Source organism: Roseibium sp. MMSF_3544 (assembly GCF_030732845.1).
Classification (GTDB): Bacteria; Pseudomonadota; Alphaproteobacteria; order Rhizobiales; family Stappiaceae; genus Roseibium.
On record NZ_JASHKA010000006.1, the window covers coordinates 254,164 to 269,919 of the forward strand.

Consider the following 15,756-nt stretch of genomic DNA (forward strand, 5'->3'; position numbering starts at 1 on the left):
GTGCTTGCGATCAAGGATCTCTGCGTTGATTTTCCAGTGATGACCGGGATTGTTCATGCCGTTGCCGATGTCGACATTTCAATTGGTTCCGGCAAGCGCGTCGGCTTCGTCGGCGAGAGCGGATCCGGCAAGACCACCACCGCGCTGGCGGTCATGCGCATGATCAAAAAACCGGGAGAGGTGTCCAAAGGACAAATTCTGCTGGGAGAGACGGACATTCTGGCCCTCAGCAGCGAGGAAATGCGCCAGACGCGGCTCCGTCGGATCAGTTATATCCCTCAAGGCGCAATGAACTCTCTGAACCCGGTCATGCGGATCGAGCAGCAGATCTGGGACGGCATCGTCGATCACGAGGGAGCGGTTTCGCGGTCGGAGCTGAAACGGCGATCAGACGAAGCGATCGAAGGTGTCGGCCTTCCGGCCCGCGTCGCGCGCATGTTCCCGCATGAACTTTCCGGCGGCATGAAGCAGCGCGCCTGCATCGCCATTGCAACAGCACTGAAACCTGAATTGATCATCGCCGACGAGCCGACGTCAGCGCTCGACGTGATTACGCAACGCCAGGTCATGGAAACCCTGGAAAACGCCCAGGAAGCGATCGGCTCGGCGCTGATCCTGATCGGGCACGATATGGGGCTGATGGCGCAATGCGTTGATGAATTGATGGTGATGAAGGATGGCCGTATCGTCGAAAGAGGCGCAATCCGCGACATCTTCAAGTATCCGGAACATCCTTACACCCGCCAGTTGATCGCATCCGTGCCGTCCATTGGGGGCGAAAGTTTCCTTCCTAATGTGTCGGCAACGACTGCAAACGGGCAAAAGCAAGGCGACGCACCGCTTCTTGAGTTCGATGGTGTTTCGAAGGTTTACGGTGGCGGGTTTTTCTCAAAGAAGGGCAACACGGCACTCTATCCCGTGAGCTTTGCCTTGGACGGGAGCCGGCCCATGATCATTTCCATTGTGGGACAATCCGGCTCTGGAAAATCGACCATGGGAAGTCTCATGCTTGGGTTCAACCGCGCGACCACCGGTGTCGTCCGGTTCGAAGGACGTGACATGGCCATAATGAAGCGTCATGAAGTAAAAGGCCTGCGTCGTCATATTCAGGCGGTCTTTCAAGATCCCTACGGTGCGTTCAATCCCTACTACAGGGTGGAACGTGCCCTTTCTCTGCCGTTGCGGCGATTTGGAATCGCTCAGGGCGCTGCTGAAATCCGTGAACGGTGCGCTGAAGCCTGCCTCGGCGTCGGTCTTGATCCGGCCCGTATCATTGGGCGGTTTCCACACGAGCTATCCGGCGGCCAGCGACAGAGGCTGATGGTGGCTCGGGCTCTGATGCTGTCGCCCAAGTTGCTTGTGGCCGATGAGCCGGTAAGCATGGTGGACGCCAGCCTGCGTGCGTCCATCCTCAAGAACCTTTATGACCTCAAGGACAAGCACGGCATCTCGATTGTCTACATCACCCATGATCTGGCGACCGCCTATCACGTCAGCGACTTCGTGATCGTGCTGCACGAGGGTCATGTGGCGGAAGCAGGTGCGCCGAAGGAAGTTATCGGAGATCCTCAGCATCCCTATACCAGGCTGTTGATCAACTCGATCCCCTGGCCGGATGTCGACAGGCAGTGGGGAACGTCTGCCTCGGCACGTGAAGAAACTGCCAGGCTGATGAAGGACGCCCGCGACCATCCGCCGGTCGACCGGAGCGCGGTGCCCGGCTTCGTGCTGGCGAGAGCGTCATGACGACTGGGAGTGGAACAACCCGACCTCCTAATATTCTTTTCTTCATGCCGGATCAGCTGCGGGCCGATTTTCTCGGCTGCTATGGTGCCGGGTTTGCAAAAACGCCCAACATTGACGCATTGGCTGCGCGGGGCACGCGCTTCGAGCGGTGCCTGTCGCCCAATCCGATCTGTGTGCCTGCCCGTGCGAGCCTTCTGACCGGTACGAGCTCTCTTGAAAACGGTGTGCTGGTAAATGGTGCCTGGCTGCGGCCTGACAGGTCGCAGTGTGGCCTGGACAGTTGGCCGGAAAGACTGTCTGCAGCCGGATATCGGACCTACTCCGTCGGTAAGATGCACTTCTTTCCCTGGGATGCGTCCGAAGGCTTTGAAACGCGCGTCACTGCGGAAGACAAGCGGCAGATCGGCATTCAGGACGATTACGCGGACTTTCTCGCTTCCCGTGGGAAACAGAAGCAGCACGCCCGGGAGTTCAAAGGATATTTTGAAAATGGCGGGGCCTGCTACTCTCCCTTGAGCGAAGACGAGCAAGTCGATCTTTGGTGTGCCGAACAGGCGATTGCCCTGCTAGAACGTCACAGCAGCTCCGATCCCTTTGCAATGATGATCGGATTTCCCTCGCCGCATTGTCCCTACGACCCGCCAGAGGACATCGCTGTACTCTTTGATCCAGCGGACATGCCTTCGTCTCTTCAATTGACTGCCGAGAGCGAAACGCTGCGCCCGTGGTTGATCGACAACATGAAAAAACCATGGGCCGATATCGATTACCAGGTTTTCACCGATCACCAAAAGGCAAAGGTGCGAGCCCATTATTGTGCGCTGATCCACCTAGTCGACCGCGCTGTCGGTCGTATTCTAAAAGCACTTGATCGGCTGGCATTTCTTGACAACAGCCTTATCGTCTTTGCCTCCGATCACGGCGATTTTGTCGGGGACTATTCACTCGTCTGCAAGAATTTCTTTTTGGATCCGTCAGTTCGCATTCCGATGATTGTGGCAGGGCCCGGTGTACCGCACGAAGTAAGGTCGGATACCGTGACTTTGAGCGATCTATACCCGACGTTTCTGAAAGCGGCCGGCCTTGAGCTTCGCAAAGACTCCGCTTTCCGGAATCTGCTGCGACCACCTCCAATGCGTTCCCGCGTTATTTGCGGGGCGACACACTGCGGCTTCATGATCGAAAAAGAAAGAATAAAGCTCGCCCGCTATGTCGGTGGGCTCGTGACGCTTTACGACATGGAAGCGGACCCGGGCGAGCAATTCAATCTGGCGGAAGACGCGGCATGGCGGCCGGTCAGAGAAGAGCTTGAGTCGGCACTGACAGACTGGCAAATTGCGGAAACAATCAAGGGCCATCAGGATAAGTCTATCGTCTACGCGGCGGAAACCAGCGCGCAGAAAGGTAGCGATCCCGGGCTCTTAGGGCGGAATTGGCAACGACCGTATCCGTGGACAAAGGAGGCGGGAAGCAGATGAAGACCGATGATCTTGAAGGGATCTTGCCAGTTCTTTATGCTTTTTTCGATGAGCGCGGCGGTCTGAGGCTGGATGGCTTTCGCCAGCAGGTGGACCATTGCATGGAGAACGGGGCGGGCGGCGTGATCCTGTTCGGCTTTGTCACCCAGTTCTACCGCCTGAGCTTCGCTGAAAAGGTTTCGGCGATCCGAGAGACCGTGCGGGGCCTCAATGGCGCGGGGTGTTTCGGTGTTACGGTCATGGAAGCCAACACAGACAGTCAGCTCGAACTCTGCCGGGTCGCCAGGGAGGAAGGTGCCGATTGGTTGATCCTGCAGCCGCCTCTCGGTCCAACGGCACGGCCGTCTGACTGGATAAACATGCTGAGACAGATCATCGACAGCGCCGGTCTGCCGGTTGCCGTCCAGAATGCGCTGATTGCTGGAACGCACCTGACCAATGACGAACTCGTTGCGCTTCAGGACGCATCTCCGAACCTTGTTGCCGTCAAAGCGGAAACCGCGAGCGAAGACATTGCCGCATTTGCTAAGGAATTCGGTCATCGGTTTCGGGTTCTGACGGGGAACTGGGGTGTCGAGTATCCGTTTTTTTTGAGAAACGGGGCACATGGGCTGATTCCGGCGCCTAATTTCGTGCCAGAACAAGTAGCGTTGCATCAGGCAGCACTGAATGGGGATTGGGAAACGGTCGACCGAATACACTCCGATATCCTGCCGCTGATGCAGTTTTTCAGGGAACGTCCAGCCCCCGAAGGACAAATCCTCTTGGGTAAACAGGCCTATGGTTGGCGCACCGGTTTTGACCCCGGCGGGAATCGGGCGCCCGGTCCGCCTTCATGCAATCCCCGGATTGTAGAGCATGCACGCCGCCTTTTTGAACGGCTCCCCAAAGCACGGGCGGCGACATGAAAACCTTGCTCTTCACCGACGCGAGCCGCGGGCTCGGCCTTGATTTCGCAACGCAGTATCTTGAGGATGGCGGGCGGGACTTTGCGTGCTGCCTGTCGCTCTCAAACGTGTCAGATCTCAAAATCAGCGGTCTTGATCTGATTGTAATGGACCTCGACGCCGGAAAACGTCACTTCTAAAGCGGCGGGCTTGTGTGGTGTAAAAATTGACATCCCGTTGAAAAATGCCGGCATCAACCACCAGACTTCATATCTGGATGTTCTGTACGGGTTTGCCGTGGTCATTTCAACGCAAAGAATGGCGGCGCCAAAAACAACTTGCCGAAGGACTGCGTATTGAATCTGCTGACGTTATCGATCTACTAAGGATAAACATGGTCGAGGCTATTAAGCTCCCCCAGGCAGGTGCTGTCACATCCTGAGCGTCCGTCAATTTCAAGCGAATGAGTGTCGAGGTTACGATGAAAGGGGACGTTGACTTGCTTAAGTTGGCAGGCCTTCACGCTCCACTTGTTGAGGCGATCTAACCACCTGATGAAGTACAGAAAATGGTGGGTTCAATGCTGTTTGCCGAAGCCCACTAGCCCCCATAGTTCGCCGAAGTCGATCCTGAAACCAGGGAACGTTTGCGCGGCTCGAAAATCAAGACAAGTAAAAAGAAGTTCGCTCGGTTGAACGCATACGAGTTGTACGAAAGATACTTGGCGTGAAGGAAGAAACGGACGATGGCTTGCACCAGATGCCAAGATGATGGGTGGAGCCGTATAGCACGATGCTGAACGAAAATTTGCGTCAGCGGCGTGCTGGCCGCCGTACAATCGTTAACGTGTCGGTATGATCTTTCGGAGAAATAGGAGTTATTTCTAGACCTCCAATCAATGCCTTCGCTCAGGTCGTACCGCGTTCAATAATCTCATAAGCCACAATTTGCGAGTTGCCTCTTGAGCCGTCGACAATGCGCCCGATGATTTCCTCTCCGGCGCAGCGGCCGATTTCATACCGCGGTATGCGGACGGTGGTCAGTTGCGGTGTGACCTGCGATGCGATGTCCGTATCGTGCAGCCCCATTATGGCAACATCATCGGGAATACGGACCTTCAGGGCGCTCGCGCGCAGGTGAGCACCAACGGCGAGTGTGTCGCCATTGAAGAATATGGCATCAGGTCGAGGCTCTCCACTTACAAGACGTTCGAAGGCTTCAGCGCCGCCCTGGAGAGTAGGCTCCGTCCAGGATACATCGATCTTGTCTTCAAGGCCCGCTTTCTTCATTGCCGCTTTATATCCCTCAAGGCGCTCCACCGCGCGGGCGCGGTTCTCGGGCGACACATAAGTGATGCGCCGATAACCCTTCTGGATCAGATAGAAGGTCGCATCTTCAGCCATCTGGCTGTTTGAAAATCCGACATAAAGATCGAGCGGGTTGCTCGGCACGTCCCAGATTTCAACGACCGAGATGCCCGACTTTTCGATCAGCGTTCGAGTGGCTTTGCTGTGGTTCTTTCCAGTCAGAACGAGCGCATCGATCTGGCGGCCGACGAAAGTGCGTATGAGCTCTTCTTCTCGGGTCGCGTCATAGCCGGATATGCCGATCAATATCTCCATCGAGGTCGACGAAAGGGTGTCTGACAAACCCTGTACCGTGGCTGAGAAGATTGAGTCTTCCAGCGTCGGCACGATCATGCCGACGACACCTGACTTCGAGGTGACGAGGCTACGTGCAACCGCGTTGACCACGTAGCCGACTTCCTGAGCTGCGACACGGACCTTTTCTGCCGTTTTCTCGCGCACCATGTCGGGCTGGTTCAGTGCCCGCCACGCCGTGATAAACGAAACCCCTGCCGCATCGGCGACGTCCTGAAGACGACTGCGTTGACCCATTTTGATTCTACCAAATGGAAGTGTTCCGGCTAAGGTATTGCCAGAACACTTCATTGCAAGTCCGCAATCGGGTCAGAGCGACCATTCCGCAATTCGCCATTGCGGAAGGCCGCGCACATCGCCCGCGTCCTTGTCGGTAAAGACACCCGCCGCAGGCGTGCTGCCGACTTGGGCATAGGCCGATTGAGTCGCGTCCGCACCGCGTTGGAGCGTCGCCTTGACCTGCTCGGCCGTGAGCGGCGTTTCGAAGATCTCAGGTTCCTGCGAGAGGCCGACTAGCGTCGCCGCATCGCCCTCGGTGATCCAAGACCAGCCGCGGCGATACCACAGCGTCACGTCGACAACCGCGTTTTTCGCATCGACAGAAGCGGATTTCGGCCAGTGATCACCGATGATTTCGGTCACTTGGGCGGGTTCCATTTTGGACAATGCGTCGGCCGCCTGGTGGTTGGCGACGAGGAACGCCGTGACGGCTTCAGGTGCCTGTTCCAGGAACTGCTGGCGCACCGCCCACCAGATCCGGTGCGGATAAAAGGCTTCGGGCGCAAATGGCGTTTTTTTGAACCATGAAAGTTCATGACCCTCACCTTTGCCTTCGGGGCCGTCGTAGTGCTTGCCGCTTGTGCCGTAGTTGGTCATGAGCGTGCTGAGAACCCCCCGTTCTTCCGCACCGAACGATCCGGGATTGAGGCCGACAACGGCGTCAATCCCGCTTTGCGGCTCGAAGAGTTCGGTGACCGCCGTGATGTTGCGCATGGTTATGTCGAGGTCCTTGGCATCGGACGTGTCGAAATAGGCTTTCAGCATGTTCACCCACTGCAGATGCAGGTCCGAGCCGACAATCGTCAGCACTGTCTTGCCGCGCATGTCTTCCATGTTGCGGATCGGGCTGTCCGGCGGAACTTGCACCGGAAAATCCAGCCCGCCGCCGGCGATCGCGATCGGGATAGCCGGGTTGGGTGTTGCTAGCAGACGGATCAACGGAGTCGAACCGAGCATGCCGTATTGCAACTGTCCCGCAGCGACGCCCTGAAGCATGCGAAGCAGCGCCTGAAAATCCTGAAACTCAGGCGCAACGTCGACGCCGGCCGCTTCCGAGGCTTTCTCAATCAAGCCGTTTTCCTGCATGTAGATGACCAGCGGCCCGCCATTTGTATGGGTGCCCACGCCGATCGGCATTTCGATCTTTCCGGCGGCGAGGGCTCTTGGCACGGCGAAAGCCGAAAGCAAGCCGAGCGCCGCGCTTGTGCGCATCAGGTCGCGTCTGTTCAGTGTCATGTCATTCCTCCCTGGTTGTTTTCAGTCTTCCAGAATTGCCGAGCGCGCTTCGTCCCTGATCTGATCCCAGATCTGCTGGACAAGCACACCTTCGGCAGCAAGGTCGCGGTGTTCGAACCGCGGACGGTTCAGGTCGATTTTCAGGTCCGCCTTGACACGCCCCGGCCGGCGGCCCAGCACGATCACGCGATCGGCCAAAAGCACGGCCTCGTCGATACCGTGAGTTATGAACATCACGGCCGGCCGGTCCGCGGGTGGCTGGTCTTCACCCCAGATTCGCAAGATCTCCTCCTGAAGCAGCGTGCGCGTCTGCAGGTCGACCGCCGCCAGTGGTTCGTCCATCAGCCAGGTGCGGGGTTCGTTCGCGAGCATGCGCGCAAGGGCGCAACGCTGACGCATTCCGCCGGAAAGTTCGTGCGGCAGCCGCGTGTCGAATCCGGAGAGCCCCACGACGGAGATCAGCCTGTCGACCTCCTGCTGCCATTCCGAGGAAGGCACGCCTCTCGCTCTGGGGCCGAACGAAATGTTTTGCCGGACCGAAAGCCAAGGAAACAGGGCGTAGTCCTGGAAAAGCACGCCGCGGTCGGGGGAGGGGCCAAGGATCGGCGCATCGTAGTGATAGGCAGCGCCGGAAGTCGGTTCCAGAATTCCGGCAATGATCGACAACAACGTCGACTTGCCGCAACCGGACGGCCCGACGATTGCGACGAATTCGCCCTGGCTCACTTCGAGATCGACGTCTTTCAGCGCGACGACTTGCTCACCGGTGCGGCTGGAGACAAAGGTCTTGGATATTCGATCGATCCGGATTGCCGTCATGCGTACTCCCAGGGCGCCCGCATGCGGTGCAGCCGGCGAAATCCCTTGTCGATGAGCAGCCCGATCAGGCCGATGACAATCATGTAGCCGACGAGGCTGTTGACATCCCTGTCGAGAAAAAGCGTTGACACCATGAGTTGACCGATGCCGGCATTGATCGCGCCTCCCGTTTCCAGTTTCACGCCGATTGCCAGTTCGGCGGCGACGATCGAGGCCCAGGCGAACCCCATTGCGATGCGAGCACCGGTTATGGTGTTTGGGGCCACGGACGGCAGCACGACGTGTGTGATGATGTGCCGGGGGTCGGCACCCAAGGTGCGCGCCGCGTTGACCAGCCGCATGTCCACCTGGCGGGCTGCCTCGGAGGCATTCAGGATGATCGGGAAAATCGCCGCGTAGCAGACAATGAAGACGGCTGAATTTCCAGTGACGCCGAACCAGAGGACGGCCAGCGGAATGAGTGCGATCGGCGCGATGGAACGCAGGGCGTTGATAATGGGTCCGAAGGCGAGGTCCAGCCAGCGCGAACGGCCAATGGCAACGCCGATGACACTGCCGGCGATTGCTGCAAAGACGAATGCGACAAGAATGCGGGACAACGACTGCTCGATCGCGATCGGAGCCTGCCCGCTCAAAATGTTGCGGACGAGAGCCGTTGCGACTCCGGTCGGCGAAGGATAACGGTCCGGCGTCGGCGACAAGCGCACGGCGAACTCGGCAACAACAAGCGCTGCTCCGTAGATCGACAGCACGGACAATCGAGCGCGAACGGTCATGTTGCCGCCCCTGACTGCGCCGGAGACCAGCGTAGCAGCCTTGCCTGGAGCAGACGGATGATGCCGTCAAACAGGAACCCGAGAACGCCGACCACAAGGATCACGGCCAGGTTCTTGTTCATGGCGAAAAACTGCTCGTACCAGAACGCCCGCCAGCCCAGACCGCTATTGCCTCCAATCAGTTCCGCGCCGATCAGGGTCATCCAGGCGACCCCGAGGCTCAGCCGGAAACCCGCGAGGATCATCGGAAGGGCAGAGGGCAGAATTACGTGCCAGCGGATGGTCGAAGGCGGCGCGCCCAGAACCTTTGCTGCGTTGATCAGGCGTCCGTCGACACCTGCGATCCCGGCGACGGTATTGATGTAGATCGGAAACACGGAGACATAGGCGATCAGGAAAATCGGAACGGTTTCCCCGACGCCGAACATCATGATTGCCAGAGGGATCCAGGCGATGCCGCTGATAGGACGAAGCAGTTCGATCAGTGGGTCGACCAGACGCTCCACAAGCCGGTTCTGCGTCGCCAGCACGGCAAGAGCGAAGCCGATCGTCACGCCGAAACTCATGCCGACGCCAAGGTGATGGAGGCTGGCCAGAATGTCGCCGACCAGTTCATCCTGCATGATCGAAACCAGCGCGGTCAGGACCGAGTTCGGCGGCGGCAAAAGGATGGGGTTTTCAAGCCACCAGGACGCGGCGGTCCAGGCCGCATAAAGTCCGGCGCAACCGACAATCGGTGCCGTGACTGCGGACGCAACACGCTGAATTTTCCGGGTCTCTCGGCTCATGCATTTTCTTTTGAGGCAGACTTGACTTTCAATTTGATAAACGATTATCAATTTTGCTGTCAACAAATGATAATCGTTTATCATAATGCATCGCAAATATTGCAGGGCGGCGGAAGCCGGAGGAATTTTTTGGTGGGTGCCATCGTAGCCGTAAGAACGCAGAGCGTCGTCGTCAGTGATCGGACCACCTGGTGGCACGTGCTTCTGGAAACGGATGAGGGCCTAGTTGGCGCCGGTGAAGCAACGCACGAGAATGTCGCAGACGGGTTTGCCACGAGACTTCAGGCCGCCGCATCTAGGTTGATTGGTCACAAACTCGCTGAATGCATGACACCGGTCGGAGCGCTGAGCACAGGCAACTTCGAACAGCGCACGATCCATTCCGCTCTCAGCCAGGCCGTCTGCGACCTGAAGGGCCAAAGACAAGATGTTCCGGTGCGGCGGGTTCTGGGCGCGGCGATACGTGGCGTCGTTGTTCCGCTCTATGCCAATATCAACCGGGCGAGCCGCGACCGGTCGGCAGAGGCCTTTGCAAAGAACGCTGCTGCCGCTGCGAAGGAGGGGTTCAACGCCATCAAGATTGCCGCTTTTGACGACCTGAAACCGGAGACTTGCGGTACGCAGGAAGGCCGGGACCTGATCGACCGCGGCCTCGAGCGGCTGACCGCGGTTGCGGAAGCGGCGACAGGCGTTGATGTCATGGTCGACTGTCACTGGCGGTTCACCCCGCTGGAAGCGCGGTCCCTCGTTCCTGCCCTGAAGGAGATTGGCGTGAAATGGCTCGAGTGCCCGTTGCGCGAGACCGAAGATCACATCGCGGACCTGGTGCAGCTCCGGAAACTGGCAAATGACGCCGGGATCCGGCTCTGCGGCCTGGAAACCTTTGGAGGGTGGGGGGATGTCGCGCCATTTGTGACGGCGGGTGCCTACGACGTGGTCATGCCGGACGTGAAACACGCAGGCTCGCTGAAAACCATTGTGGAACTTGCCGATCGTGCCGCCGAACACCAGGTTGCCGTCTCTCTACACAACCCGACCGGTCCGCTCGCCCATTTCTTCAGTGAGCAGCTTGCCGCTGCACTCGACAACGGGGAACGGCTGGAAATTCAATGGCGCGAAAGTCCTTTGTTCTTCGAACTCACGGACCCTCCTCCGACCGTATCCGGTGGTGTCTGCCGGGCCTCCGACAGGCCGGGTCTTGGTGCGAGCCTCAAGACGCTTGCCGAAGCCGCACCGGTTACGTCGACTGCCGGTGACACCGCACTTGCCACCCCGAAACGCGAGGCCAATCAATGAATGCGGGTGCATTTTTCGACGGTCTCATGATCGCCTTGCAGTGGCCCGGATTCGGCTTTCTCCTGCTCGGTGTCGCGTTCGGCATCTGGCTGGGCGCGGTGCCGGGACTTGGCGGACCGCTCGGCATCGTCCTGGTTCTGCCCTTCACCTACGGCATGGATTCCGTGTCGGCGTTTGCGCTGCTACTCGGAATTTTTGCTGTCACCTCAACGTCGGACACGATCGCCTCCGTCATGCTCGGCATTCCGGGAACCGCATCGGCGCAGGCGACCGTTCTCGACGGGCATCCGATGGCGCGCCGGGGCGAGGCGGCGCGCGCCTTCGGAGCGGCCTTTACCGTCTCCGCCTTCGGAGGCGTGTTCGGGGCCGTCATTCTGGCCTTGTCTTTGCCAATCGCCTTGCCGATCATCTTGAGGTTTAACAATCCGGAACTCTTCGTGCTGGCACTGCTCGGCCTGACCATGGTCGGATCCTTGAGCGGACGGTCCGTCTCCAAGGGACTTGCAGCCGCGGCTTTCGGGCTGGTGCTGTCCTGTGTCGGCTATGCCCAGGACGTTGCCATCCCGCGCTACTGGATGGATTCGGCCTATCTGCTCGACAAGCTACCGCTCATTCCGGTCGTGCTCGGAATTTTCGCGCTGCCCGAACTGATCGATCTTTCTGTCCGGGATACGAGCATCTCGAACCGTGCACCCAAGAGCAAAAACAACTGGCACCAACTCGGCCAGGGGATGGCGGATGCCGTCCGGAACTGGTGGCTGGCGCTGCGGTGTTCGGCGATCGGTGTCTATATCGGCATGATACCGGGCATCGGCGGTGCGGTCGTTGACTGGATCGCCTACGGTCATGCGCTCCAGTCCACCAAAAACCCCGAAAGTTACGGTACCGGAGACGTGCGCGGTGTCATTGCGCCGGAAGCCGCGAACAACGCCGTGCGCGGGGGCTCGCTCATTCCGACTGTTGCGTTTGGTGTGCCGGGAAGCGCCATGAATGCCCTGCTCCTGAGCGCCCTGCTGATACAGGGGCTCCAGCCGGGCGCGCAGATGCTGACGACGCAGCTGCCGATGACCTACTCGATGGTCTGGAACATCGTCCTGGCTAACATTATTGCCGCCGGTCTTTTGATGGTGATGGCGAACCACATTGCAAAACTGTCCTTTGTCTCCGGTCACCTGATTGTGCCGATCGTGGTCCTGTTCGTCTTCATGGGTGCGTGGCTGACCATGGCCGAACTGGGTGACTGGATTTCGCTGCTGGTGTTCGGTGCGCTCGGATATCTGATGAAACGGGGTGGCTGGCCGAGGCCACCGGTCATTCTGGCCTTCATTCTCGGCGGTCTCATGGAAAACTCCTTCCTGCTCAGCTGGAAGATCCACCAGGGGCTGGGCTGGGTCGGGCGGCCGATCGTTCTGGTCATTCTGGCTCTGATCGTGCTGACGCTGGTCGCATCCCTGCGCCGCGCTGCCAGGAAAGCACGCGCCGCACGAGGAGAAGAGCCGGAGGATTTCGTTTCAAGCCACCTCGACAGCGACGAGGACCAGGACCGGTTTGCCTCTCTTTTGATCGGGCTTGTCCTTGTCGCCGTCTTTTTGGCTGCCGCCGTTCCGACATTCGGCTGGCCCGCGGAAGTCGCTGCCTTTCCGCTGATCGGGATCGTTCCGGGCGTGGCTCTCAGTCTTTTGGTCTTGGGCAGGGAGTGGTTTTCCTCAAAGGCCCCGAGACAATTGTGGCGCGACTTTCAAAGCCGTCGGGAAACACGACGCGCCTTACAGCTCCTGCTTTACCTCATCGCAACGGTCGTGCTGGCCTTGCTCATCGGCCAGAAGCTGGCGCTTCTCGTGCTCATCGCGACCTATCTCGTCAAATGGGGAGGCTACGGATGGCGGCTGACCATTCCTTACGTCGCCGTCTGCTGGGCGATACTGACAGGATTCTACGACCGCATCGTCCATGTCTTCTGGATGAAGCCCCTATTGAACGACCAGATCCGGGCCGTGCTTCCCGATTGGTTGCCGGCATGGGTGATCCTGTGAGGCAAGTCTCGTCCGGACACACGTTGAAACCAGAACGGAATACGCAGAAGAGGAGGAATTAACATGCTGACGAGGAGAGCGATTGGAGGGCTGGCAGTGTCTGTTGTCGCCCTTGCCGGGTTCACGGCGCTGCCTGCTGCGGCCGAGGACTATTTTGAAGGCAAGACGATTACCTGGGTGCTGCCATGGCCGGCCGGCAGCGGAGGGGATCTTCATGGCCGGCTGACCGCCAAATACATGGAAAAACATATTCCCGGCAATCCGCAGATCATCGTCAACAACAAGCCCGGCGGCAAAGGCACCATCGCCATCAACTACGTCTACGAGCAGGCACCGAAGGACGGTACCTCCTATTTCTACGGAAACTGGAGCCCCTCGGCAGTGCTCGACAAGTCGCCGGGCGTGCGTTACGTGCCGGAGGAAATGGGGGTCGTCGGGTCCGCGGGCGCCGATCTTGCATTCATGATCCGCTACGACCAGGTTCCAGACCTTGGGTCAATCGAGGAAGCCGACTTCATTGTTGGTGGCCGTGGCGCAACCAATGCGATCGAGGTGCTCGGCAATCTCGCTTTAAGGACCATGGGTGCGAATTTCCGGTATGTCGGGGGCTTCGGCGGCTTCTCGAAGATCCAGGCCGCCATCAAGGCCGACGAGGTTCACGGTGGTCATGCCGGCCTGCCGGGGTACGTCAAGTTCTTCGGTCCTGACAGCGACGTCGCCTATCCGCTCTACTATCACCAGCAATTCGATGTGGACGGGAACCCGCTGCCCAAGCCGGAAAAAGCCTATCCGGCCAGTACGCCAACGTTCTACGAAGCTTACGAAAGCGTTCATGGTGAAGCGCCTTCCGGCAAATACTGGGATGCCTACAAGTGGTGGAATTCAAGCCTGATGTCGGCGGCAACCGCCATCCTGGCCCCTCCGGGGGTCGATGACGGCGTCCTGGAAATCATGCAGACCGCCTTTCAGGAGGTCGCCAAGGATCCCGAATATCTGAAGGAATACGAGGATTCCATCGGCGTGCCGCCGCCGTTCAACCCGACGGAAAAGACCAAGCAAATTCTTCAGACCTTCCGCGACATGCCGCCGGAAGTGGAAGTCGTGGTCAAGGAAGTGTCCGCACTTTGATCTGGAACGGAGACAGCGGAGGCGCACCAATACGTCTCCGCTGGCATGATTATCTGCATAAGCATTCTTCATGGGAATGTCTCTGGACATCGCACAGGCTGGTGAACGATCCTGACGGCACTCATTCTTGCCGAATCGTTCACATTGAGACCACCTGATGGAAGCCCAGAATCTTATCATTGTCATGTCCGACGAACATGCCGGAAAATATGCCGGTTATGCGTGTCACCCGGTCGTCCGGACGCCGAACATGGACCGCTTGGCGCTGCGTGGAACAGCCTTTCTTCAAGCCTATTGCAACAGCCCGATCTGCATGCCGTCGCGAGCCAGTTTTGCAACCGGCAAATATCCGCACGAGACCGGTTACTTCTGTAACGCGACACCCTATGACGGTGCGGTTCCCGGCTGGCCGCATGTTCTGAGCGCGCAGGGCATACCTGTTCAATCGATCGGAAAGCTTCATTACCGGGACAAGGAGGTTTCCTCCGGCTTCGACGAGAGCCACCATGCAATGTATGCGCTGAACGGCATTGGCGACGTTTTCGGGGCCATTCGCCAGCAAGCGCCACTGCCGGTCCGCTACGGTGTCAGGCAGGTCGCCGAGAAGGTCGGTGCCGGAGAGTCCGACTATACCCGTTATGACCGCAAGATTGCGGACCGGACCCTCAAATGGCTTCGGGAAACCGCACCGCGGCTCGACAGCCCCTGGGTTCTCTTCGTCAGTTTCGTTGCACCCCATTTTCCGCTGATCGCGCCCGAGGAATTCTACTCTTTGTATGATCCGGATGAGCTGGACCTGCCGAAGGCCTGCCGTCCGGACGACTGGCCAGACCATCCCTGGTTTTCGGCCTTTCGGCACTCCTATATAACCGACCAGTATTTTGACGACGACCTGCGCCGCCGGGCGACGGCTGCTTATTTCGGTCTGTGTTCGTTTGTCGATCACCATCTCGGCCAGATCATCGACGAGGTCGACGGCGGTGCCTTGGCCGGCAACACTAGGTTGATCTATACATCCGATCACGGAGATAACCTGGGCGTGCGCGGGCTCTGGCAAAAGAGCAATTTCTACCAGGAATCTGCACAAGTTCCGTTGATTCTTGCGGGCGAGGGCGTGCCTGCAAACGTGAAAGTGGATTTGCCGGTGTCGCTCGTTGATTTTCACCCCACGATCCTTCACGGCGCCGGTCTCGACCATCTTGCCGGAAGCGTCAATGACGATGCCGCGAGCCTCTTCGATATCGTGAACGGCAAGGTGCAGGCCGACAGGATCGTTTTCGGCGAGTACCACGCGGCAGGCGCGGTGAACGGTGTGTTCATGCTGCGCCAGGGCCCCTGGAAGTATGTTCACTACGCGAACATGGCAGCGCAACTGTTCAATCTTGCCGATGATCCGGAAGAACTGACCGATCTGGCGCCGATGGAGGGCTATGCCGATCTTTGCCGCGTCTTCGAACAGGAACTTCGGCGCCGGATAGACCCTGAGACGCTCGACGCGGATATCAAGGCGGCGCAACTGGAGATCGTCAATCGGCATGGCGGTGCTGCCGCCGTCCTGTCCAAGGGATCGATGGGGGCATCGCCGCCTCCCGGCACCACGTTCAGCGGGTCTCGCACGGAGTAGGGTAG

General features: G+C 58.8%; 13 protein-coding genes. 8 read left to right on the forward strand and 5 right to left on the reverse strand.

What is annotated here, in order from left to right; translation table 11 throughout:
* The 4 genes from RBB47_RS11335 to RBB47_RS11350 are packed head-to-tail and all read left to right on the forward strand — an operon-like array spanning position 1 to position 4,311.
* Positions 1–1,746 (forward strand): ABC transporter ATP-binding protein, encoded by a 1,746-nt coding sequence (locus RBB47_RS11335; protein ID WP_305985906.1) that lies wholly within the window; start codon positions 1–3, stop codon positions 1,744–1,746.
* Positions 1,743–3,224 (forward strand): sulfatase, encoded by a 1,482-nt coding sequence (locus tag RBB47_RS11340; RefSeq protein WP_305985907.1) that lies wholly within the window; start codon positions 1,743–1,745, stop codon positions 3,222–3,224. The genes RBB47_RS11335 and RBB47_RS11340 overlap by 4 nt, the downstream gene beginning before the upstream one ends.
* Positions 3,221–4,132 carry a dihydrodipicolinate synthase family protein gene (locus tag RBB47_RS11345; protein ID WP_305985908.1) on the forward strand — a complete coding sequence of 304 codons (912 nt, stop codon included), beginning with the start codon at positions 3,221–3,223 and terminating at the stop codon, positions 4,130–4,132. The genes RBB47_RS11340 and RBB47_RS11345 overlap by 4 nt, the downstream gene beginning before the upstream one ends.
* Positions 4,129–4,311: a hypothetical protein gene (locus RBB47_RS11350; protein ID WP_305985909.1), complete on the forward strand. Its 183-nt coding sequence runs from the start codon at positions 4,129–4,131 to the stop codon at positions 4,309–4,311. Before RBB47_RS11345 ends, RBB47_RS11350 begins: the two co-directional genes overlap by 4 nt.
* Before the next feature lie 708 nt (positions 4,312–5,019).
* Here RBB47_RS11350 and RBB47_RS11355 read toward each other — a convergent pair.
* From RBB47_RS11355 to RBB47_RS11375, 5 genes are all read right to left on the reverse strand, one after another.
* Positions 5,020–6,009, reverse strand: a complete 990-nt coding sequence (locus tag RBB47_RS11355) for a LacI family DNA-binding transcriptional regulator (protein WP_305985910.1) — start codon at positions 6,007–6,009, stop codon at positions 5,020–5,022.
* Between the two features lie 72 nt (positions 6,010–6,081).
* Complete coding sequence (locus RBB47_RS11360; RefSeq protein WP_305985911.1) at positions 6,082–7,287, reverse strand: ABC transporter substrate-binding protein; 1,206 nt, start codon at positions 7,285–7,287, stop codon at positions 6,082–6,084.
* Between the two features lie 21 nt (positions 7,288–7,308).
* Positions 7,309–8,106 (reverse strand): ABC transporter ATP-binding protein, encoded by a 798-nt coding sequence (locus tag RBB47_RS11365; protein WP_305985912.1) that lies wholly within the window; start codon positions 8,104–8,106, stop codon positions 7,309–7,311.
* Complete coding sequence (locus RBB47_RS11370) at positions 8,103–8,882, reverse strand: ABC transporter permease (RefSeq protein WP_305985913.1); 780 nt, start codon at positions 8,880–8,882, stop codon at positions 8,103–8,105. The genes RBB47_RS11365 and RBB47_RS11370 overlap by 4 nt, the downstream gene beginning before the upstream one ends.
* Positions 8,879–9,670 carry an ABC transporter permease gene (locus RBB47_RS11375; protein WP_305985914.1) on the reverse strand — a complete coding sequence of 264 codons (792 nt, stop codon included), beginning with the start codon at positions 9,668–9,670 and terminating at the stop codon, positions 8,879–8,881. Before RBB47_RS11375 ends, RBB47_RS11370 begins: the two co-directional genes overlap by 4 nt.
* A gap of 132 nt (positions 9,671–9,802) precedes the next feature.
* Between RBB47_RS11375 and RBB47_RS11380 the strand changes: the two genes are divergently transcribed.
* The 4 genes from RBB47_RS11380 to RBB47_RS11395 all read left to right on the forward strand — a co-directional run bounded on the left by RBB47_RS11380 (position 9,803) and on the right by RBB47_RS11395 (position 15,751).
* A complete protein-coding gene (locus RBB47_RS11380; protein WP_305985915.1) occupies positions 9,803–10,966 on the forward strand; it encodes an enolase C-terminal domain-like protein in 1,164 nt (387 codons plus the stop codon).
* A complete protein-coding gene (locus RBB47_RS11385; protein WP_305985916.1) occupies positions 10,963–12,999 on the forward strand; it encodes a tripartite tricarboxylate transporter permease in 2,037 nt (678 codons plus the stop codon). Before RBB47_RS11380 ends, RBB47_RS11385 begins: the two co-directional genes overlap by 4 nt.
* Before the next feature lie 63 nt (positions 13,000–13,062).
* Positions 13,063–14,127, forward strand: a complete 1,065-nt coding sequence (locus RBB47_RS11390) for a hypothetical protein (RefSeq protein WP_305985917.1) — start codon at positions 13,063–13,065, stop codon at positions 14,125–14,127.
* A 157-nt stretch (positions 14,128–14,284) separates the two neighbouring features.
* On the forward strand, positions 14,285–15,751 hold the full coding sequence (locus RBB47_RS11395) for a sulfatase-like hydrolase/transferase (protein ID WP_305985918.1): 1,467 nt from the start codon (positions 14,285–14,287) through the stop codon (positions 15,749–15,751).
* Positions 15,752–15,756 lie beyond the last annotated feature (5 nt).

What these genes read in the sequence shown, in the direction of transcription:
- RBB47_RS11340 (WP_305985907.1), top strand. Translation starts at nt 1,743, where the DNA reads ATGACGACTGGGAGTGGAACAACCCGACCTCCTAATATTCTTTTCTTC.
- RBB47_RS11345 (WP_305985908.1), top strand. Translation starts at nt 3,221, where the DNA reads ATGAAGACCGATGATCTTGAAGGGATCTTGCCAGTTCTTTATGCTTTT.
- RBB47_RS11350 (WP_305985909.1), top strand. Translation starts at nt 4,129, where the DNA reads ATGAAAACCTTGCTCTTCACCGACGCGAGCCGCGGGCTCGGCCTTGAT.
- RBB47_RS11355 (WP_305985910.1), bottom strand. Translation starts at nt 6,009, where the DNA reads ATGGGTCAACGCAGTCGTCTTCAGGACGTCGCCGATGCGGCAGGGGTT.
- RBB47_RS11360 (WP_305985911.1), bottom strand. Translation starts at nt 7,287, where the DNA reads ATGACACTGAACAGACGCGACCTGATGCGCACAAGCGCGGCGCTCGGC.
- RBB47_RS11365 (WP_305985912.1), bottom strand. Translation starts at nt 8,106, where the DNA reads ATGACGGCAATCCGGATCGATCGAATATCCAAGACCTTTGTCTCCAGC.
- RBB47_RS11370 (WP_305985913.1), bottom strand. Translation starts at nt 8,882, where the DNA reads ATGACCGTTCGCGCTCGATTGTCCGTGCTGTCGATCTACGGAGCAGCG.
- RBB47_RS11375 (WP_305985914.1), bottom strand. Translation starts at nt 9,670, where the DNA reads ATGAGCCGAGAGACCCGGAAAATTCAGCGTGTTGCGTCCGCAGTCACG.
- RBB47_RS11385 (WP_305985916.1), top strand. Translation starts at nt 10,963, where the DNA reads ATGAATGCGGGTGCATTTTTCGACGGTCTCATGATCGCCTTGCAGTGG.
- RBB47_RS11390 (WP_305985917.1), top strand. Translation starts at nt 13,063, where the DNA reads ATGCTGACGAGGAGAGCGATTGGAGGGCTGGCAGTGTCTGTTGTCGCC.
- RBB47_RS11395 (WP_305985918.1), top strand. Translation starts at nt 14,285, where the DNA reads ATGGAAGCCCAGAATCTTATCATTGTCATGTCCGACGAACATGCCGGA.